Source organism: Microbacterium hydrocarbonoxydans, assembly GCF_000956475.1.
GTDB lineage: Bacteria > Actinomycetota > Actinomycetes > Actinomycetales > Microbacteriaceae > Microbacterium > Microbacterium hydrocarbonoxydans_A.
This window is the reverse complement of record NZ_JYJB01000010.1, coordinates 1-19,684: the sequence shown is the minus strand read 5'-3', so window position 1 is coordinate 19,684 and position 19,684 is coordinate 1. Positions and strand designations below refer to the sequence as shown.

The 19,684-nt window shown below is 69.0% G+C and carries 20 protein-coding genes and 1 rRNA gene; all 21 read right to left on the bottom strand.

Going from position 1 to position 19,684, the window contains the following annotated elements; all coding sequences use genetic code 11:
* Positions 1-31: 31 nt before the first annotated feature.
* Positions 32-718: a (d)CMP kinase gene (gene cmk, locus RS84_RS12625; protein WP_045258191.1), complete on the bottom strand. Its 687-nt coding sequence runs from the start codon at positions 716-718 to the stop codon at positions 32-34.
* Positions 711-1,850 (bottom strand): prephenate dehydrogenase, encoded by a 1,140-nt coding sequence (locus tag RS84_RS12620; RefSeq protein WP_045258190.1) that lies wholly within the window; start codon positions 1,848-1,850, stop codon positions 711-713. The genes cmk and RS84_RS12620 overlap by 8 nt, the downstream gene beginning before the upstream one ends.
* A complete protein-coding gene (locus RS84_RS12615; RefSeq protein WP_045258189.1) occupies positions 1,847-2,677 on the bottom strand; it encodes a pseudouridine synthase in 831 nt (276 codons plus the stop codon). Before RS84_RS12615 ends, RS84_RS12620 begins: the two co-directional genes overlap by 4 nt.
* Positions 2,674-3,267, bottom strand: a complete 594-nt coding sequence (gene scpB, locus RS84_RS12610) for an SMC-Scp complex subunit ScpB (RefSeq protein WP_045258188.1) — start codon at positions 3,265-3,267, stop codon at positions 2,674-2,676. The genes RS84_RS12615 and scpB overlap by 4 nt, the downstream gene beginning before the upstream one ends.
* Positions 3,257-4,078, bottom strand: coding sequence for a segregation and condensation protein A (locus tag RS84_RS12605; protein ID WP_045258187.1), 822 nt, complete (start codon positions 4,076-4,078; stop codon positions 3,257-3,259). Before RS84_RS12605 ends, scpB begins: the two co-directional genes overlap by 11 nt.
* On the bottom strand, positions 4,062-4,940 hold the full coding sequence (locus RS84_RS12600; RefSeq protein WP_045259165.1) for a ParA family protein: 879 nt from the start codon (positions 4,938-4,940) through the stop codon (positions 4,062-4,064). Before RS84_RS12600 ends, RS84_RS12605 begins: the two co-directional genes overlap by 17 nt.
* Before the next feature lie 143 nt (positions 4,941-5,083).
* Positions 5,084-6,325 (bottom strand): ABC transporter permease, encoded by a 1,242-nt coding sequence (locus RS84_RS12595; protein WP_045258186.1) that lies wholly within the window; start codon positions 6,323-6,325, stop codon positions 5,084-5,086.
* Between the two features lie 29 nt (positions 6,326-6,354).
* A complete protein-coding gene (locus tag RS84_RS12590; RefSeq protein ID WP_045259164.1) occupies positions 6,355-7,074 on the bottom strand; it encodes an ABC transporter ATP-binding protein in 720 nt (239 codons plus the stop codon).
* Positions 7,075-7,079: 5 nt separating this feature from the next.
* Entirely contained in the window at positions 7,080-8,678 is a 1,599-nt protein-coding gene (locus RS84_RS12585; protein WP_052676355.1) for a hypothetical protein, read from the bottom strand.
* A 3-nt stretch (positions 8,679-8,681) separates the two neighbouring features.
* Positions 8,682-9,698, bottom strand: coding sequence for a hypothetical protein (locus RS84_RS12580; protein ID WP_045258185.1), 1,017 nt, complete (start codon positions 9,696-9,698; stop codon positions 8,682-8,684).
* 103 nt (positions 9,699-9,801) lie between these two features.
* Entirely contained in the window at positions 9,802-10,704 is a 903-nt protein-coding gene (gene xerD / locus RS84_RS12575; protein WP_045258184.1) for a site-specific tyrosine recombinase XerD, read from the bottom strand.
* A gap of 2 nt (positions 10,705-10,706) precedes the next feature.
* Positions 10,707-11,297: an NUDIX domain-containing protein gene (locus tag RS84_RS12570; RefSeq protein WP_045258183.1), complete on the bottom strand. Its 591-nt coding sequence runs from the start codon at positions 11,295-11,297 to the stop codon at positions 10,707-10,709.
* Positions 11,290-12,978, bottom strand: a complete 1,689-nt coding sequence (locus tag RS84_RS12565; RefSeq protein WP_045258182.1) for a CTP synthase — start codon at positions 12,976-12,978, stop codon at positions 11,290-11,292. Before RS84_RS12565 ends, RS84_RS12570 begins: the two co-directional genes overlap by 8 nt.
* Before the next feature lie 17 nt (positions 12,979-12,995).
* Complete coding sequence (gene recN, locus RS84_RS12560) at positions 12,996-14,687, bottom strand: DNA repair protein RecN (protein ID WP_045258181.1); 1,692 nt, start codon at positions 14,685-14,687, stop codon at positions 12,996-12,998.
* Complete coding sequence (locus RS84_RS12555; RefSeq protein ID WP_045258180.1) at positions 14,684-15,604, bottom strand: NAD kinase; 921 nt, start codon at positions 15,602-15,604, stop codon at positions 14,684-14,686. Before RS84_RS12555 ends, recN begins: the two co-directional genes overlap by 4 nt.
* The gene (locus RS84_RS12550) at positions 15,601-16,398 is read right to left on the bottom strand and encodes a TlyA family RNA methyltransferase (protein WP_045258179.1); all 798 of its coding nucleotides are present in this window, start codon (positions 16,396-16,398) and stop codon (positions 15,601-15,603) included. The genes RS84_RS12555 and RS84_RS12550 overlap by 4 nt, the downstream gene beginning before the upstream one ends.
* Complete coding sequence (locus tag RS84_RS19475) at positions 16,395-16,571, bottom strand: hypothetical protein (RefSeq protein WP_192627222.1); 177 nt, start codon at positions 16,569-16,571, stop codon at positions 16,395-16,397. The genes RS84_RS12550 and RS84_RS19475 overlap by 4 nt, the downstream gene beginning before the upstream one ends.
* Before the next feature lie 45 nt (positions 16,572-16,616).
* Positions 16,617-17,654, bottom strand: a complete 1,038-nt coding sequence (locus RS84_RS12545; protein WP_045258178.1) for an HAD-IIA family hydrolase — start codon at positions 17,652-17,654, stop codon at positions 16,617-16,619.
* Positions 17,654-18,439, bottom strand: coding sequence for a hypothetical protein (locus RS84_RS12540; RefSeq protein WP_045258177.1), 786 nt, complete (start codon positions 18,437-18,439; stop codon positions 17,654-17,656). The genes RS84_RS12545 and RS84_RS12540 overlap by 1 nt, the downstream gene beginning before the upstream one ends.
* Positions 18,440-18,486: 47 nt before the next feature.
* Entirely contained in the window at positions 18,487-19,407 is a 921-nt protein-coding gene (locus RS84_RS19200) for a hypothetical protein (RefSeq protein ID WP_152641823.1), read from the bottom strand.
* A 159-nt stretch (positions 19,408-19,566) separates the two neighbouring features.
* Positions 19,567-19,684 (bottom strand): 5S ribosomal RNA (rrf, locus tag RS84_RS12530).

Sequence of the window (19,684 nt, the reverse complement as noted above, 5' to 3'; positions counted from 1 at the left end):
GAGGTGGTCAGGGCCGCCTTCGTATTCGTCGTCAGCCACGGGGTGCTCCTCGGAGTCGTTCGATCACCGCGAGTACGGCATCGATGGTCTGGGTGAAATCAAGATCGGTCGAATCGACCACCTCTACGCCCTCTGCGGCGTTCAGGAAGTCGACGACCGCGCTGTCTGAGGCGTCGCGCTTGTGCAGGGCGGCGGCGACGGTCTCGGCGCTCTCGCGTGCGAGCTCGCCGGCACGGCGTGCCGCGCGCACCTCGGGTGCGGCGGTCAGAAGAATGCGCACGGGGGCGTCGGGCGCCACCACTGTGGTGATGTCGCGCCCCTCGACGACCACGGCGTCGTATGGCGCCTCGGCGACGAGGGTGCGGAACAGCACATTGACCTGCTCGCGCACCGCGGGCACACGGGCCACGCCGCTGACAGCTCCGGAGACGCGGGGCTCGCGGATGGCCTGGGTGACGTCGGTCTCGCCGACGCGCACGGTGCGGTCATCGGGGTCGAGCCCGAGACGCACGGGGAAGTCGGATGCCGCGGCGAGAACCGCGTCGGCATCCGCCGTGTCCGCGCCGCGGTCGAGAACGTGCCAGGCCAGCGCGCGATACGCCGAGCCCGTGTCCAGGTAGCCGAAACCGAGCTTGCGCGCGACCGCCTTGGAGACGCTGGACTTGCCAGAGCCTGCGGGCCCGTCGATCGCGATGAAATCTGTCGTCATGTCAGTCATTCGTGTTCCCCGCGATCCGCCATCCGCGCTCGGTGAGTCCGGAGATCGCTCCGTGCAGGGCCGCCGGGTCGACGCTGATCTCGGCGAGGCCGAACTGGGCACCGGGCGAGTGCTCGAGGCGCAGATCCTCGACGTTCACGCCCAGCTCGCCGAGCTCGCCGAACAGGCGTCCGAGCTGGCCCGGTGTGTCGTCTACCATCACCACCAGCGACTCGAAGCGGCGGTTCTGACCGTGCTTGCCTGGGAGTCGCTCGACGCCGTCGTTGCCGTGGCTGATCGCCTCGGCGACGGCGCGGCGGGCTCCGGGCGCATCAGGCGCACGCAGCGCGTCGGACACCTCGCGCAGATCGGCCGCGAGAGCGTCGAGGATCTCCACGACGGGGGCGGCGTTGGCACCGAGGATCTGCACCCACAGCTCGGGGGCGGATGCCGCGATCCGGGTGGTGTCACGCACGCCCTGGCCGGCGAGGCGCAGCGCGCCCTCTTCGGCCTCGGCGAGCCGGCCCGCGAGCAGACTCGCGACCACCTGAGGGACGTGGGACGTCAAAGCGACCGATCGGTCGTGCTCCTCTGGCGTCATCTCGAGAGGCGCGGCGCCTACGTCGAGAGCGAGCGCCTCGACGAGCGAGAGGTCGGCAGCAGAGGTCTCCTCATCGCGGCACACCACCCACGGGCGCCCGATGAACAGATCGGCGCGCGCCGAGATCGCGCCCCCGCGCTCACGGCCGGCGAGCGGGTGCGAGCCGATGTAGCGGCGAATGTCGACACCGCGCGCGCTCAGCTCGCGGAAAGGCTCGAGCTTCACGCTCGCGACGTCGGTGACGACAGCCTCGGGGAAGCGCTCCAGCTCCGCCTGGATCACGTCGGCGGTGACATCGGGCGGAACGGCCACGACGATCAGCACCGGCGCATCGCCCTCAGCGGGTGCGCGGCCGGCGCCGTAGTCGATCGCCAGTCTCTGCTGAGCGGGCGAGGTGTCGGAGAGAACCACGTCGACGCCCTTGGCGCGCAGAGCGTGGCCGATGCTCGCTCCCAGCAGGCCGGTGCCGACGATGCGGACCGTGCCGGTGATGCGCGCGGCGACGGCGCCGGCGGCGCGAACCGCGCTCGGCGCACTCGTCGTGTCGGTCACTCGTTCTCCTGCTGCTCGCCGTCGCTCGTTCCGGCACGGGTATCACGGCGCGACAGAGTAAGCAGCGCGCCCAACTCGATTTTAGTCAGTTCCCGCGTCTTCCCCGCCGGGAGCGTTCCCAGGTGGAGCGGTCCGAACTGTCGGCGCACGAGCTCGGTCACCGGATGGCCGACGGCCGCCATCATGCGGCGAACGATGCGGTTGCGGCCGGAGTGGAGGGTGAGCTCGACGAGGCTGGCCGCCTTTCCACGGGCCGCTGAGCCTGTCGAAGCGTCGAGCAGCCGGGCTTTGTCGGCCGCGATCGGCCCGTCCTCCAGGTCTACGCCCTTGGTGAGCTTCGCGATGGTCTGCGCGGTGACAGCACCCTCGACCTTCGCGATGTAGACCTTCGTGACACCGAACGAGGGGTGCGCGAGCACGTGGGCGAGCTCGCCGTCGTTGGTGAGGAGCAGCAGACCGCTGGTCTCGGCATCCAGCCTGCCCACGTTGTACAGGCGCTCCTCATAGTCCTGCGTGAACCGGCGCAGATCGGGCCGCCCGTTCTCGTCCCGCATGCTGCTGACGACACCGGTGGGCTTGTTGAGCATGACGTAGCGCTTCGAGACGTCGAGCTGCACTGCCGTGCCGTCGACGTCGACGAGGTCCTTCTCGGGGTCGATGCGCCTGCCGAGCTCCGAGACCACCACGCCGTTCACGCGGATGCGCCCCGCGACGATGTAGTCCTCGATGACGCGGCGCGACGCGACGCCCGCGGCGGAGAGCACCTTCTGCAGGCGGACGCCCTCGGCACCCCCCTGGGTTACTGAGCCTGTCGTCGCATCGGTCATCGGACCACTCCTTCATCAAAACCATCGGCGCCGTCATCGAGGAGCGGCGAGATCGGGGGCAGCTCGTCGATCGAGTTGATCCCCAGGTGCTGCAGCAGCGCGTCGGTCGTGCCGTAGTTGATGGCGCCGGTCTCGGAATCGGCGAACAACTCGGTGATCAGACCGCGGGCGAGCAGCGTGCGCACGACCGAATCGACGTTCACGGCACGTATCGAGGCTACCTGACTGCGCGTCACCGGCTGCTTGTAGGCGATCACCGCGAGAGTCTCGAGCGCCGCCTGCGACAGGCGTGCGGGAGCCTGACCGCCGATGAACTCGGCGACGAGGTCGTCATGATCCTCCCGCACGTACAGACGCCATCCGCCGCCGACCTCGCGCAGCTCGAAGCCTCGGCGGGGACCGCGCCCCTCTCCGTCGTAGTCCGCCACGAGGGTCTCGAGGGTCTGCCTGACGGCGGCGACGGGTGCGCCGACGGCGGCGGCGAGGGCGACGAGCCCGATCGGCTCATCGATCACGAGCAGGATCGCCTCGACCTTCTCGGTCAGCGGCGTCTCGACCTGCGTCTCTGCGGGCGAAGTGTCATCGGTCATAGTCGGCCCCCAGGGTCGCGAGTGATTCATCCGACCAGTGGTCGGCCGACCAGCGCAGCGTGAGCTCGCCGAGCGGTTCGAGCTGTTCGAAGGAGAGTGCGGCGTGCCGGTACAGCTCCAGCACGGAGATGAAGCGCGCCACGACGATCCCCGGCTCGCTGATGCCTGCGACGAGCTCGCGGAAGCTCAGCGACTCGGCTCCACGCAGGAGGGTCACGACGATCGCCGCCTGCTCGCGGATGCTGACGAGCGGAGCATGCAGATGATCGAGACCGACGTGCGGGATCTCCTTGGGTGCGAAGGCGAGCATCGCGAGGGCGGCGAAGTCGGATGCCGTCAGCGACCAGACCAGCTCCGGCGTCTTCTTGCGGTGCTTCTCATCCAGGCGCACCGCCCGCGCGTGCCGGCGGTCCTCCCGCTGCAGGCACCTCGCGAACCAGGCAGACACCTCCTTGAAGGCGCGATACTGCAGCAGTCGGGCGAAGAGCAGGTCACGCGCCTCGAGCAGGGCGACGGCCTCGGCATCCACCAGCTCACCCTGGGGAAGGAGACCTGCGACCTTCATGTCGAGAAGGGTCGCGGCGACCACGAGGAACTCGGACGCCTGGTCGAGCTCCTCCGAGTCGTCGAGCTCTTTCAGGTACGCGATGAACTCGTTCGTCACGGCGCTGAGCGACACCTCTGTGATGTCCATCTCATGCTTGGAGATGAGGTTCAGCAGCAGGTCGAAGGGGCCGTCGAAGTTCGACAGCGAGACGCGGAACCCCGAGGATTCCTCGGCGTCAGGGGTGTCCTCAGGCGACGGCACCACGGGCGACCAGCTCCCGAGCCAGACGCAGGTATGCCTGGGCGGCCGCATGCTCCGGCGCGAACTCGGTGATGGGCACGCCCGACACCGAGGCGTCGGGGAACTTCACGGTGCGACCGATCACGGTCTCCAGCACGTCGTCGCCGAACGCCTCGACCACGCGCTCGAGCACCTCGCGGGAGTGAAGGGTGCGCGGGTCGTACATGGTCGCGAGCAGCCCGTCGAGCTTGATGGCGGGGTTCAGCCGGTCGCGCACCTTGTCGATCGTCTCGATCAGCAGCGCGACACCGCGCAGCGCGAAGAACTCGCACTCGAGCGGGATCAGCACGCCGTGCGCGGCGGTCAGCGCGTTGACCGTGAGCAGACCGAGAGAGGGCTGGCAGTCGATCAGGATGACGTCGTACTCGGCCGTCACCTGGCGAAGCACGCGCGACAGGATCGTCTCACGCGCGACCTCGTTCACGAGGTGCACCTCGGCGGCCGAGAGGTCGATGTTGGCGGGCAGCACGTCGAGACCCTCGACGCTCGAGTGCACGATCGCATCGTGAGCGTCGCGCTTGGTGTCGAGCAGCAGGTCGTACACCGTGGGCACGTCGTGGGTCTGCACGCCGAGTCCCGCGGACAGCGCACCCTGCGGATCGAAGTCGACCGCGAGAACCTTGCGGCCGTAGTCGGCGAGGGCCGCCGCGAGGTTGATGGTCGACGTCGTCTTTCCGACGCCGCCCTTCTGGTTGCACAGAGCGATGATGCGTGCCGGACCGTGAGAGCTCAGCGGCTCCGGTGTCGCGAACCCCTGGTACGGCCGTCCGGTGGGTCCGATGGGTGTGTCGTCGGCCTTCTTCGCCTTCGCCTTGGACGTTCCCACGTTCTCAACCACCGATTCTCCCGCTCCTTCGTGCTTGCTCGATTGTAGCGGCAGGCGCGCGGCGAAGCGGGCGGACGACCCCGGCGATCCCCTGATCCGGGCCTCCGCGCCGCGGCGAGCGGGGTCTCCGCTCGCCGCGAGCGTCAGGCGCCGCGCAGAGCGGCGACAGGTTCGATGCGTGCGGCGCGACGAGCGGGATACCATCCGGAACCCCAGCCGACGAGTGCGCCGAGAACGGCACCCGCCACGGCGATCAGCGGATCGGTCACAGGCGTCCACCCCTGCACGACGGCAACCGCGACGACGGCGAGCACTCCGAGAGCCGATCCGATCAGTCCGCCGATGAAGCCGATCACGATCGACTCGACCATGAACTGGGCGCCGATCTGCCGGCGCGTGGCGCCGAGCGCCCGCCGCAGGCCGATCTCGCCGACCCGCTCCATGACGCCGAGCAGGGTCACGTTCGCGATGCCGAGTCCGCCCGCCAGCAGCGCGATCACTCCCAGGATCAGGAACACCACGTTCACGTCTGCCTGCACGCTCTGGCTGAGGTCGGACGAGCCCGAGGGCGCCTGCGTCTTGAGGGTGTCCGGAGCGTCGGGCTGCAGCGCGAGCACCGACTGCTCGGCGACCTGTGGCCCCGCCCCGACGACGATGCGGATGTCGAGCTCTGAGGGTGCGGCGAGACCGAAGTCCGCACGGGCCGCGCCGATCGGGACGATCACCGCATCCAGCAGCTCGCTCTTGCGCTCGAACCCGTCGACGATGCCGATCACCGCGTAGGCGACGCCCGCCACGAAGACCGAGGGCTGCGAATCGACGCGGTTGATCCCCATCTCCTCGGCGAGTCGGGTGCCGATCACGGCCACGCGATCGGCCCTGCCGTCATGCCCGGTGTCGAAGAAGCGCCCGGTGACGAGCTCGCCTCCGGCGGTGTCGAGGAGCTCGGACGATGACGCGAACAGACGCGGCGATGCGCTCGCCGGGGCCGACGGGTCGTTCACGGGCACGGCTGTGATGGTTTCGTTCTCAGCGAGTTCCACCTCGCCGACCAGGCTCGCGCTCTCGACCCCTGCGAGCAGCGACACGCGATCGGGGGCGTCCCACGGCAGGCGTCCGGTTGCCACGCTCTTGTTCGCCGAGCCGGATTTCGCCTCCGCCGGCGTGACGACGACCTGGGTGGAGGCTGCCCCGTTGAACTGGCTCGCGATCTGCGCCGCCGCCGTCTGGGCGAAGCCGATCGTCGCGACGAGCGAGGCGATCCCGAGCACCGTGCCGAGGATCGTCATCACCAGACGCGCCGGACGCGACCCGATGTCGGCCGTGGCCTCTGCCACCAGGTCCTGGAACGTGAAGCGGTCCGCGTGCTTCGCACCCGGCTTCATTCGCGCCTTCCGGCGCCAGGACGGGCGCTTCACAGCTCGCTCAATCGGCCGTCGGTGATGCGGATGCTGCGCTGTGCGCGCCGGGCGACGTTGTCGTCGTGCGTGATCACGATCAGCGTGAGACCGTCGTTGTTGAGCTCTTCGAACAGCGACATCACCTCACCCGACGTCTTCTGGTCGAGGTTGCCGGTCGGCTCGTCGGCGAGCAGGAGCTTCGGCCCGCTGACCACCGCGCGCGCGACGGCGACACGCTGACGCTCGCCACCGGACAGCGAACTCGGGAAGAAGTCGACGCGATGCGAGAGTCCGACCCTGGCGAGTGCCTCACGAGCCCGCGACTCGCGCTCCCGCCGGGGCACGCCGCTGTACAGCATGGGCATCAGCACGTTGTCGAGCACCGTGCGCCGCGGCATGAGATGGAACGACTGGAAGACGAAGCCGATGAACTTCGCGCGCACTGCGGCGCGCTCGTCGTCGGAGAGATCACCGGTCAGCGAGCCCGCCAGCCGGTACTCCCCCACGCTCGGGCGATCCAGGAGGCCCAGCAGGTTGAGCATGGTCGATTTTCCGGAGCCGCTGGGTCCGACGATCGAGATGTAGTCGCCGGCTCGCACTTGGAGAGACGCGGCCTTCAGCGCCTGCACCTCGGGCGGACCGGGGAAGGATCGGGTGACGTCGCGCAGTTCCACGACGAACTCCGGCTCCGCAGCATCCGCCTCCGGCAGCGACTCGCTGTCGGCGATCTGCATCGCTGTCACCGTCCCACCACCACGAGGTCGCCCTCTTCGAGGTCTCCGTCGACAGCGCTCACCTCCACGGCTCCCTTGGCGGCGAGTCCTGTCTTCACGACCACGGTCCGGGTCTCCGCATCCTTCCCCTCACGAGGGTCCGACTCGACGACCTCGACACGGGACTCGCCTCCGGGGCCGGCCGTGAGCGCCGCGAGCGGCACCGAGAGGACATCGCCCTCCGTGGCCCCGACGGCGATCTGCACCCGGACGTTGCTGCCCTGCAGCTGCGTGATCTGCTCGGCTGTCAGCGGGTCGGGTTCGAACAGCACATCCCACCTGGCTTTGCTGTCCTTGCCCGGCTTGAGCTCGGTGATCACGGCCCGCTGCTGCGTGCCGTCCGGCAGCTCGAACGTGGCCTCGGAGCCCACCTTGAGCAGCCGGGCATCGGCTTCGGCGGCGGCGCCGGTCAAACGCACAGCCGCGCCCGACACCGTCATGACGGACCCCTGGATGGTCGAGCCGCGCTTGACGTTCACGGCGTCGACGCGTCGGGGAAGCTCGGTGAGGAACAGCACCTCTCCCGCGGGCAGGTACGGCAGCACCGACTGCCGCGCGCTCTCGAGAGCCTCATTGGCCGCATCGACCTGCGAGCGGGCCGCGTCGAGCGCCGCCTTCTCGGAGCCGGTGTTCTTGGCGGACCAGAGCTGGTCGCGTTCGAGCTTGGCCGTCTGCACATCCCACTCCGCCTGCTGGATACTGGGGCACGGCGACTCTCCTCCCGGGACGCACGCCTTCGCGTCGGCGAGTGCCTGTTCTGCCTGAGCAACCTTGACGTCGGCCTGCCAGCTCTCGAGTTTCGACGGACCGGCCCCCGCCGCCGTGAGCGCCTGCTGCGCCTGCGTCACGCTGCTCTGCGCATCGCGCACGCCCTGCTCCGCACTGCGCACGGCATCGTCCGCGCCCTCCTCCGGAGCGGGAGCAGGATAGCCGGCCTGCGCATACAGCTGTCCCACGGCATTCGCGGTCGCCTGATCGAAGGTGTTCGAGGTGACGTCCCCTGCGTCGATTCCGACGCTGACGAGCGCCTGCTTGAGCTGGAGGACGTCTGGCCCTGACACCCCGAAGCGGAGGGTCCGGTATGCCGGCAGTTCGCCTGGGAGCACGATGACCGGCCGGCCGACCACTTCCAGGGCGATCGACAGCGGATTCAGCGTGGTGCCCACCTCGGGGACCGAGCCCGTGACGACGCTGCCGCCTCCGGTCGTGTCGATCGTGACCTCCACGGCGTCGGCATAGCCCACGTCCGCTCGAAGGGTCACGTCGTTGCTGAGGGAGCCGAACTCGACGGGCACCGTGACCAGGCCAGGCTCCGGCGCCTCCGAGGCTTCGGCCGGTGAGATCAGGAACCGGCCTACGAGGAGCCCGGCGACCAGGCTGACCACCGCGCACAGCGCGACGATCCAGAGCGTGCGGTTGCCCCGGAGGATGCGGCGCCATCCGCTGACGCGCGACATGTCGACATCGCTCGAGTCCGTCTTCTCTGCGGCGGGTCCGTCGCCTCCCTCGATGAGTTCGGAGAAATCGGCGGGCATCTCGGTCGTGGGGGTCTCGTCGTCCTTCATGCGTCAGTTGCTCTGCTCGGCGGCGGCCTTGAACGCCTCGAGGTCGGCCTTGTTGTCCTTGATGAACTTCTCCTCGAGAGCGAACTGGATCTTCAGCGACTCCTGGGTGTAGTTCGTCTTCTCACGGCATCCGAGATCGACCAGGGCGAGTGCGATCTCCTTCTCGCCGAGCTCCTTCATCTCAGGGCTCTTGCTGGGGTCTTCGACGGTCGCCGGATCGACCTCGGTGGTTCCATCGCCGTATGCGGACTCGTAGAGCTTGTTCTGGGCATCCGAGATCGACTGCTGTGCTTCGGTCTGCGCAGTGAAGCCCGGCTCGCCGCCGTCTGCCATGCAGTCGGCCCATCTGCTGTTGAGCTTCTTGTATTCGGGCGCGTCCTGCGAGGTGCTCCAGAGCTCGGTCATCTTCTCGCGGAGATCGGCGAATTCGTCCGACTGCCACGGGTCGTCTCCCTGCAGCTCATGCTGGGCCCAGCCCTGGCACCCCGAGTCCTCCCAGTTGTACTCGTAGCTGCCGTCCTCGTTCAGCTCGTCCTCTTCCGGAGGTACGCCGTACGCGGTTTCGTAGAAAGCGGTGCGCTCCGACTCCGAGAGTGAGTCGAGGTACTCCTGGTTGGGGTCGACGTACTCCTCCCCCGGGGTACTCGCCCCCTCGGCGTTGTAGGGGTTGTTCACGATGCCGTAGCCGTACTTCTCGACCCAATCCTTCTTGTCGGGCTCCCACTTGACGGCATCCTCGTCATCCGCCATCACGACGGAGCCGTTCTGCAGGTTCGGCTTGTACTCGAAGCCCTCCTTGGCCATGCATTCAGCCATGAGGTCTTCCTGCTTGCGCTGCTGCTCGTCGAACTGCTTCTGCTGCTCCTCCGGCGAGAGGTCGCCCCCGTACGCGGCGCTCAGGTACTCGTTGAGCGGCGAATCCTCGTAGGTCAGTTCACCGCCCGCGCCCCCGGAGCATCCGGCAAGGGTGAGCGCCAGCGCAGATGCGGCGAGGACCGCAAGAGGACCGGTGGAACGCATGTCGTTACTCCTTCATCGGCCCGGCCGACGGCGGCCGAGGGTGTATACCGAGAAAGCATAAATGACTTTTGCGAAACCCCGCGTCCCCCTTTCGGGGGACATTTCATACAGCGCGAGGATGAGACGTCGCGTAGATGTCCCGCAGCGCGTCGACAGACACATGCGTGTAGATCTGCGTCGTCGCGACCGAGGCGTGGCCGAGGAGCTCCTGCACCACACGCACATCCGCACCGCCCTGCAGCAGATGCGTGGCGAACGAGTGGCGCAGCGTGTGCGGCGAGATCTCAGCCGTGATCTGCGCGGTCTCGGCCGCGGCTCTGATCACCAGCCAGGCGCTCTGCCTGGACAGAGGAGCACCGCGCGCACCGAGGAACAGCCGCGCAGACGACCGCCCCTTCGCCGCCAGCCCGGGCCGCACGCGCGTCAGGTAGGCGTCGATCGCGTCCCTGGCGTAGGAGCCGATCGGCACGATGCGCTCTTTCGATCCCTTGCCGCGGAGCCGAAGGACGTCGCCGTGCGCCAGGTCGTCGACGTCCAGACCCACCGCCTCCGAGACGCGGGCACCGGTCGCGTACAGCAGCTCGAGCAGCGCACGGTCGCGGATTCCGATCGGGTCGTCGGCGGAGGGAGCCGTGAGCAGACGCCCGACCTGGTCGATCGTCAGTGCCTTCGGCAGCCGCCTGGGCGCCTTCGGGGGACGCAGCCGCCCCGTGGGATCGTCCTGCTCGATGCCCTCACGGACGAGGAAGCGGTGCCAGCCGCGCACCGACGACTGCAGCCGGGCGAGACTGGTCGCCGCCGGCGAAGGCGTCGCCGATGACCGCTCGGCGACGAAGCCACCGACGATCGCCTGCGTGATCTCCGACGTGTCCTCGATCCCTGCCGCAGCCAGCCACTCCACGTAGCCGTCGAGGTCCCGACGGTACGCCGAGACGGTGTGCGCGCTGAGCCCGCGCTCGATCGTGACGTGACGCAGATATGCGTCGAGCGCACGCTCGAGCCGCATCGTCAGACCTTCGGGCGACGCCGTGCGGCTGCGAGCAGTCCGATCGCGAGGATGCCGTTGCGCATCCGCCCCTCGAGCACGGCGTCGATGGCATCCGCCAGCGGCACCCACTCGAGGCGGATGTCCGCCTCCTCGTCTTCCCGATCGTGCACCGCAGAGGCCTGCTCGACGCCCGTCGCGAGGAAGATCCTGATCAGCTCATCGTTGCCGCCAGGCGTGGTCCACGACGAGATCAGGGGCTCCCAGTGCGCGGCCACAAGGTCCGCCTCCTCTGCGAGCTCACGCTGCGCCGCGAGGAGCGGCTCCTCCCCCTCGATGTCGAGAAGGCCCGCCGGAAGCTCCCAGTCGCGGTGACGGATCGGATGCCGGTACTGCTGGATCAGCAGGACGCGATCCTGGTCGTCCAGCGCGACGATCGCCACGGCGCCGGTGTGCTTGACGTACTGCCGGACCATCTCGCCCTCGCCGTACGCGACCCGGTCGGAGACGACGTCCCACACCCGGCCATGGAACGCGAGGTCGCTCTGGAGCACCTCGGGCGTGAGGGGCTCGTCGCGCAGCTGCCGCGCCGAGCCCGTCGACACGTCAGTCATCTTCGCTGAACAGCTCGCTGGCGCGGTGCCGCTCGATCGCGGCGCCGACGAGTCCGCGGAACAGCGGGTGCGGTTCGGTCGGGCGCGAGCGCAGCTCGGGGTGAGCCTGCGTGGCGATGTAGTACGGGTGCACGTCGCGCGGAAGCTCGACGTACTCGACGAGGTCGAGCTCGGGGTTGAGACCCGAGAAGACCAGCCCCGCGTCGGCGAGCCGCCCGCGGTAGGCGTTGTTGACCTCGTAGCGGTGGCGGTGGCGCTCGGAGGCCACCTCCGCACCGTACAGCTCACGTGCAAGCGATCCCTCGGCGAGAGCCGCCTGGTACAGACCGAGGCGCATGGTTCCGCCCAGGTCTCCCCCGTCGAGGATCTCGACCTGCTCGGCCATGGTCGCGATGACCGGCTCAGTGGTCTCGGGGTCGAACTCGCTCGACGAGGCGCCTTCGATGCCGGCGACGTCGCGCGCGTACTCGATGACCATGCACTGCAGGCCGAGGCAGAGGCCGAGAGTCGGGATGCCCTGCTCGCGCGCGAACTTCAGCGCTCCGAGCTTGCCCTCGATGCCGCGGATGCCGAATCCGCCGGGGATGCAGATGCCGTCGAGCTGACCGAGCTGCTCCTTGGCGCCCTCCGCGGTCTCGCACAGGTCGGAGGGGATCCAGCGGATGTTGACCTTCGCCTCGTGCGCGAAGCCGCCCGCTTTGATGGCCTCGGTCACCGAGAGGTAGGCGTCGGGGAGGTCGATGTACTTGCCGACGAGGCCGATCGTGACCTCGTGCTTGGGGTTGTGCACCGCGTGCAGCACCCTGTTCCAGCGAGTCCAGTCGACGTCGACGGCCTTCTCAGCAAGGCCCAGGCGACGGACGATGTAGGAGTCGAGCCCCTGATCGTTCAGCGTCGACGGGATGTCGTAGATGCTCGGAAGGTCGACGGTGTTGATGACGCCTTCGACGTCGACGTCGCACATCAGAGCGATCTTGTTGCGGTTGCTCTCGCTCACCGGACGGTCGCTGCGCAGAACCAGGGCATCGGGCTGGATGCCGAGCTGGCGGAGGGCGGCCACCGAGTGCTGGGTGGGCTTGGTCTTCTGCTCTCCGGACGCTCCCATGAACGGCACGAGCGAGACGTGCACGAAGAACACGCTGTCGCGGCCGAGCTCGTGCCGGAGCTGGCGCGCCGCCTCGAGGAACGGCTGCGACTCGATGTCGCCGACCGTGCCGCCCACCTCGGTGATGATGACGTCGGGCTTGGGCGTCTCATCGGCCTGTAGGCGCATGCGGCGCTTGATCTCGTCGGTGATGTGCGGAATGACCTGCACGGTGTCTCCGAGGTACTCGCCGCGGCGCTCGCGCGCGATCACCTGCGAGTAGATCTGGCCCGTGGTGACGTTCGCCGCCTGCGACAGGTTGATGTCGAGGAACCGCTCGTAGTGCCCGATGTCGAGGTCGGTCTCGGCGCCGTCGTCGGTGACGAACACCTCGCCGTGCTGGAACGGGTTCATCGTGCCAGGATCGACGTTCAGATACGGGTCGAGCTTCTGCATCACGACGCGCAGTCCGCGGGCCGTGAGGAGGTTGCCGAGGCTGGCGGCGGTGAGCCCCTTGCCCAAAGACGAAACGACACCACCTGTCACGAAGATGTGCCTGGTCGTGTCGTTCTTGGGCCCCGCAGAAGAAGAGTTCATCACGGGCTTCGATCCTATCAGGCGGCGGGGGCGCCGAGGCTGAGAAGTTCTCGGGCGTGGGTGATCGCGGCGTCGGAATCGGCAAGGCCCGACAGCAGCCGTGCCATCTCGGCCTCGCGCTCCGCGCCCTCCAGGCGCCGCACGCTCGACGCCGTGACCGCGCCGTCATTGGCCTTCACGACCGACAGGTGGTTGCCGGCGAAGGCCGCCACCTGGGCGAGATGCGTGACGGCGATGACTTGAGAGTTCTCGGCGAGCCGGGCGAGTCGCCGGCCGACCTCGATCGCGGCGGCACCGCCGATACCGGCATCGACTTCATCGAAGACGAACGTGGGAACCGGGTCTGTGCCGGCGATCACGACCTCGATCGCCAGCATCACACGCGACAGCTCACCGCCCGACGCGCCCTTCCCCACCGGGCGGGGCTCGGCTCCGGGGTGCGGCGCCAGCAGGATTGCGACGTCGTCGCGGCCGTGCGTGCTCTCCGCCCCCGGGGTCACGGAGACCTCCAGCCGGGCATCCGGCATCGCCAGATCATGCAGCTCGGCGCTCACCGCGGCTCCGAGGCGGGCCGCCGCGTCCGATCGAGCTGCGGTCAGCGCCGCGGCGTGCTCGTCGAGCTCTGCGCGCACCGCGTCGCGTTCCGCTTCGAGACGGCCGAGCCGGTCGTCGTCGTCATGGAGCTCGGCCAGCCGAAGAGAACCCGTCTGCCACAGCTCGAGGGCCTGCTCGAGAGAGCCGTGCGCGCGGATCAGCACGCCGAGAGCGGCGCGCCGCTCCTCGACGGCAGCCAGCTCGTGGGGCCCCGATTCGTCGAGGTCGGCGAGGTATGCGGACAGCTGGCCGGCGATGTCGGCGACCCGATAGCCGACATCGGCCAGCGCCTGCGCGATCTCGGTGAGAGCGGAGTCGGATGCACGCTCGAGAACGCGGCGCGCTTCGCCGATCAGCGCCAAGACGTCGGGCTCGCCCTCTTCGTTTGAGAGGGCGCCGTGGGCGACGGATGCCGCGAGCCTCAGCTCTTCGGCGTTCGCGAGCCGTTCCGCGCGAGTCGTGAGCTCTTCGTCCTCCCCCGGCTCTGGGGCCGTCGCCTCGATCAGCGCCAGGGCTTCGCGCAGCCGCGCAGCCTCTTCGGCTCGCCTGTCGCGGTTCTGGGTGATGTCGGTGATCTCGGCGTCCAGAGCGCGCCAGCGCGCGAACGATTCGCTGTAGGCCGCGAGAGCCGCGGCGATCGGGGCGCCGCCGAAGCGGTCGAGCGCGTCGCGCTGCGCCGTCGCCGACTTCAGCCGCAGCTGCTCCGACTGCCCGTGCACGACGACGAGCTCCTCGGCGAGAGCCGACAGCACCCCGGCGGGCGCGGCGCGGCCGCCGACGCTCGCACGGCTGCGCCCCTCGGCGCTGAGCGTGCGGGATACGTAGAGTTCTGCGGCGCCTCCGCCAGCCGGCTCGAGCTCGCCGCCGGCATCCGTCACGATGTCGGCCACCGCACCCTGCTCGGGCACGATCCAGACGCCCGCCACCGATGCCTGTGCGGCGCCCGCGCGGACGGCACCAGAGTCGGCACGCTGACCGAGCAGCAGGCCGAGCCCCGTCACGACCATGGTCTTGCCTGCGCCCGTCTCACCCGTGATCGCGGTGAATCCCGGGCCGAGCGGCAGCACGGCGTCGGCGATCACGCCGAGCCCCTGCATCCGCATCTCTTCGATCATGACTGCGCTCCCGCACTCTGACCCCGCCACCCCGCGACGGGGAGCTGGAACTTGCGCACCAGCCTGTTGGTGAACTCCGCCTGATGCAGGCGGGCGAGCCGCACCGGTCGCGACGAACGGCGCACGACGACACGCGCGCCGGGCGGCAGATCATGCGATCGCCGACCGTCGCACCACAGGATGCCTGCTCCCGATGTCCCCTCGAGCATTTCGATCGCCACTGCGGCATCCGGACTCACCACGAGCGGTTTCGCGAACAGCGCGTGCGCCGACAGCGGCACCACGGCGATCGCCTCGACGCTCGGCCAGATCACGGGCCCGCCGGCAGAGAAGTTGTACGCCGTCGATCCGGTCGGAGTCGACACCACCATGCCGTCGCAGCCGAAGCTCGACAGCGGCAGGCCGTCGATCTCGAGGACGACCTCGATCATCCGCTCACGGCTCGCTTTCTCGACCGTCGCCTCGTTGAGCGCCCAGGTCTCGAAGATCACCGCTCCGCTGCTGTCCTTGACGCGCACCGACAGAGCGAGACGCTCCTCGACGTCGTAGTCGCGCTCGATGACCCGGTGAACCGCCGCGTCCATGTCGTCGCGGTCGATCTCGGCGAGGAAGCCGACATGGCCCATGTTGATGCCGAGCACCGGAGCCTCGCACCCGCGCACCAGCTCGGCGGCGCGGAGGATGGTGCCGTCGCCGCCGAGGACGATCGCCAGCTCGAGCGCGGATTGGTCGACCGTCTCCCCCAGCACATCCACGTCGGCGAACATCGCGTCCACGTCGGCGAGCTCGGCACGGTCATCGGCTGCGAGCACCGGACGCGCGCCCGCGGCGCGCAGCGCATCGACCACGCGGCGTGCTGCATCGACGGTGTCGGGGCGACCGGCGTGCGCCACCACCAGGATGTTGCGCTCGTTCATCGGCTCCCTGCCAGTGCGTTGATGCGGTCTGACCATTCTGACGGATCGCTGCCGCGGCCGGGCGCGAGGTGGACGAGGTACTCGGTGTTGCCGTGCGTGCCGAGGATGGGCGACGGCAGGATGCCGAGCATTCCGAGGCCGTTGTCCCACGCGCTCCACACCGTGCGGGCGACGGCATCCGCTCTCGTGGCCGGATCGGTCACGAGTCCGCCGCGAACGGCCGTTCGGCCGACCTCGAACTGCGGCTTCACGAGAAGGACGATGTCGGAGCCGGGCGCGGACACGGCGGCGACGGCCGGCAGGACCAGTTCGAGCGAGATGAACGAGAGATCGCCGACGACCAGGTCGGGCGCCGCATCTTCTCCGGTCGCCGCCGCGAGGTTCTCGGGCGTCATGTACCGCACGTTGTACCCCTCGACGAGGACGACGCCGGGGTCGGCGGCGACGGAAGCTGCGAGCTGGCCGTGTCCGACATCGACCGCGAGCACGCTCCGGGCTCCGCGTTCGCGCAGCACCTGGGTGAAACCACCGGTGGATGCCCCCATGTCTAGCGCGAGCCGGTCGGTGGCGGCGATGCCGAAGCCGTCGAGTGCGGCGATGAGCTTGTGAGCGGCGCGACCGACGTAGTGGTCGGTTCCCGCGACGGTGAGCTCCGCATCGTCGCCGACAGGCGCCGACGCCTTGATGACGGGTCGACCGTCGACGCTGACGAGCCCGTCGGCGATCAGGGTCGCCGCGTGAGAGCGCGAGCGCGCGAGACCTCGGGCGGCGAGGGCGGCGTCGAGGCGCGTCATCGTGCTGCCGGGGCCTCGCGGTGCTCGAGCTTCACGCCGCTCTCGAGGCGCCGGGAGAGGTCGTCGTGCAGAGCCGAATAGGCGGCGGCCCGATCTGCGAGGGGCTGCCCCTCGATCAGGCGCAGGCGGCTCCACAGGCCATCGGTCGGCGCAGTCGTCGTCTCATCGCTCACGCTTTCTACTGTACGCGGGGCGGCCGACCCTGCGCCGTCGCCACGTCAGGGTCTGTGGAAAGGATCGTCGTACAGCCGCTCGGGGACGTTGAGCACGAACACGGGGGTACCGGAGGCCCAGATCGCCGAGGCCCCGGCGCGGAGCAGGTCGATCTGCGCGTCGCCCTCGGCGATGATCTCGACATCGCCGCCGACCACGCGGACGGCCGCCTGGTTGACCCAGTGCACGTCATCCTTCTGCGTTGCGGCCGGATAGGGCTGATGAAGCTCCCGCAGGTCGCTGAGAATGTATGTCGGCCGCGAACCCTCAGGAGCGGCGAGGACGTGCTTGGGCCGGTCGATGCCGGTCAGCACGAGCGCCGAGCCGATGCCGGCGCGGACGGCGCCGAGGATGTCGGTGTCGAGCCGGTCGCCGATGAACAGCGTGTTCTTCGCATCGAAACGCGCCTTGGCCTCTTCGAAGATGGGCACCTCGGGCTTGCCTGCGACGGTCGCCAGGCGGCCGATCGCGGTGTGCACAGCCGACACCAGTGTTCCGTTGCCCGGTGCGACGCCGCGCTCACGCGGAATCGTCCAGTCGGTGTTGGTGGCGATCCATGGGATGCCGCCTTCTTCCTCGGGCAGCTTCAGCGCGAATGCGGCCTCGGCGAGATCCGTCCAGGCGACCTCGGGAGCGAACCCCTGGACGACGGCAGCCGGGGAGTCCTCCGCGCTGCGGGTGGGCGTGTAGCCCGCTTTCTGCAGTTCGTCGATCAGGCCGTCGCCCCCGACGACGAGGATCGTCGCGGGCGCGGGAACCATCTCGCTGAGCAGGCGCATCGCGGCCTGTGGGCTGGTCACCACGTCGGATGCCGCCACGGTGAGGCCGAGACTCGTGAGATGCTCGGCGACAGAAGCGTCGGTGCGCGAGGCGTTGTTGGTGATGTAGCCGAGCCGGGCGCTCTCCGCGGCCCGGTTCAGGCTCTCCACCGCGTAGGGCAGAGCACCGGGACCCGCGTACACGACGCCATCGAGGTCGGCCAGGACCGTGTCGACGCCATCCAGCGGGGTGCGCAGCGCCGGCTTCTTCGAGAACAGACCCATCAGACGCTCTGGTCGGAGTCGTCCGCGGTGCCGTCCTCATCCTCGCCGAGGAGCTCGCGCACCTCGTCTTCGACAGACAGCTCGGTCTCTTCGGCGACTTCCATCGCCGGCTCCTCCTCCGAGACAGCCGGCACGTGGTCGTCATCATCCGCGTCGATCGGCTCGGGGTCGGATGCGGCGTCCTCGATCGTTTCGGCAGGCTCGTCGTCGGAGAACTCGTCGTCCTCGATCAGACCGTCCTCGACGAAGATCTCCTCATCGCCTGCCTCGTCGATTCCCAGCGCTTCAGCGGCAACATCGGCACGCTTCGCCCAGAACTCCGCCTCATCAGTGCGACCAAGGTCTTCGAGCACAGCGGCCCGTGCGGCGAACAGGGCGGGGCTCCACTCGAAGGCGCGGTCGGGGTCGAGCTCCGGAATCTCGAGCTCGCCGAGTGCGAGTTCGAGATCGCCCTGATCGAGGCGCGCGCCGGACATCGCGATCGCGAGCGCCACGCGCACTGGGGTGCTGAGCGCGGACTTGTCGACGGCGCGACCGGTCTCGAGCGCGCGGTCGGGGCGACCGATGCCGCGTTCGCTGTCGACCATGAGTGCGATCTGGTCGTCCTTGCCCGAGATGCGACGGTAGGTGCGCAGCTCGCGGAGCGCGAGTGCGAAGTCACCGGTCGCGTAGGCGGTGATCCCGAGCGTCTCGCGCACGATTGCGATGCGGCCGGCGCTGCGTGAGGCCGCGAGGGCGTGCTCGTGCGCGAGCTGCGGGTCTTCGTCGATCAGTCGCGATGCCATCGCCAGGTGGCGGGCGACGCGCTCGGCGTTCTCCTTGCTCAGCGTCTTCAGCTCATTGCGGGCAGACGGATGCAGGTCGCGTGCCGTGACGTCGTCGGGAACGACGGGGTCGTTGTGGCGGGGCCGGTCCCGATCGACGGCTGCCGACCGCTCGCGCCCGACGCCTCCCCGCTCCGGGAACGAGCGATTGCTGCGCTGCCGATCCCCACCGTCACGGTTGTATCCGCCTTCGCGACGCGGGGCACCACCGTCACGGTTGTATCCGCCCTCGCGACGCGGGGCACCACCGTCGCGGTTGTACCCGCCTTCACGACGCGGGGCACCACCGTCGCGGTTGTACCCGCCTTCACGACGCGGGGCACCGCCGTCGCGGTTGTACCCGCCTTCACGACGCGGGGCACCGCCATCGCGGTTGTACCCGCCTTCACGACGCGGGGCACCGCCATCGCCGTTGTACCCGCCTTCACGACGCGGGGCACCGCCATCGCGGTTGTACCCGCCTTCACGACGCGGGGCACCGCCATCGCGGTTGTACCCGCCTTCACGACGAGGCGCACCGCCATCGCGGTTGTAGCCACCTTCGCGACGAGGCGCACCGCCATCGCGGTTGTAGCCACCTTCACGACGAGGCGCACCGCCATCGCGGTTGTAGCCACCTTCACGACGAGGCGCACCGCCATCGCGGTTGTACCCGCCTTCACGACGAGGCGCACCGCCATCGCGGTTGTAGCCACCTTCGCGACGAGGCGCACCACCATCACGGTTGTAGCCACCTTCACGACGAGGCGCACCACCATCACGGTTGTAACCGCCTTCGCGACGCGGGGCACCGCCATCGCGACGCGGGGCGCCAGCATCACGGCTGTAGCCACCCTCGCGACGGGGCGCTCCACCATCACGGTTGTAGCCACCCTCACGACGGGGCGCTCCACCATCACGGTTGTAGCCACCCTCACGACGAGGGGCACTGTTACGGTTCTGCGAAGGGCCTCCGGAAGATCGATCTCCTCGCCCGCCGCTGTCGTTGCGACGCGGACGGCGTTCTTCTTCTTCCGGCATGGTTCTTCCTTATCCCTGTAAACGCAAAATGGCCACCCAGCTTTGGGTGGCCATTTTACTTAAAAGAAGTCCGGCGGTGTCCTACTCTCCCACAGGGTCCCCCCTGCAGTACCATCGGCGCTGTGAGGCTTAGCTTCCGGGTTCGGAATGTGACCGGGCGTTTCCCTCACGCTATGGCCGACCTAA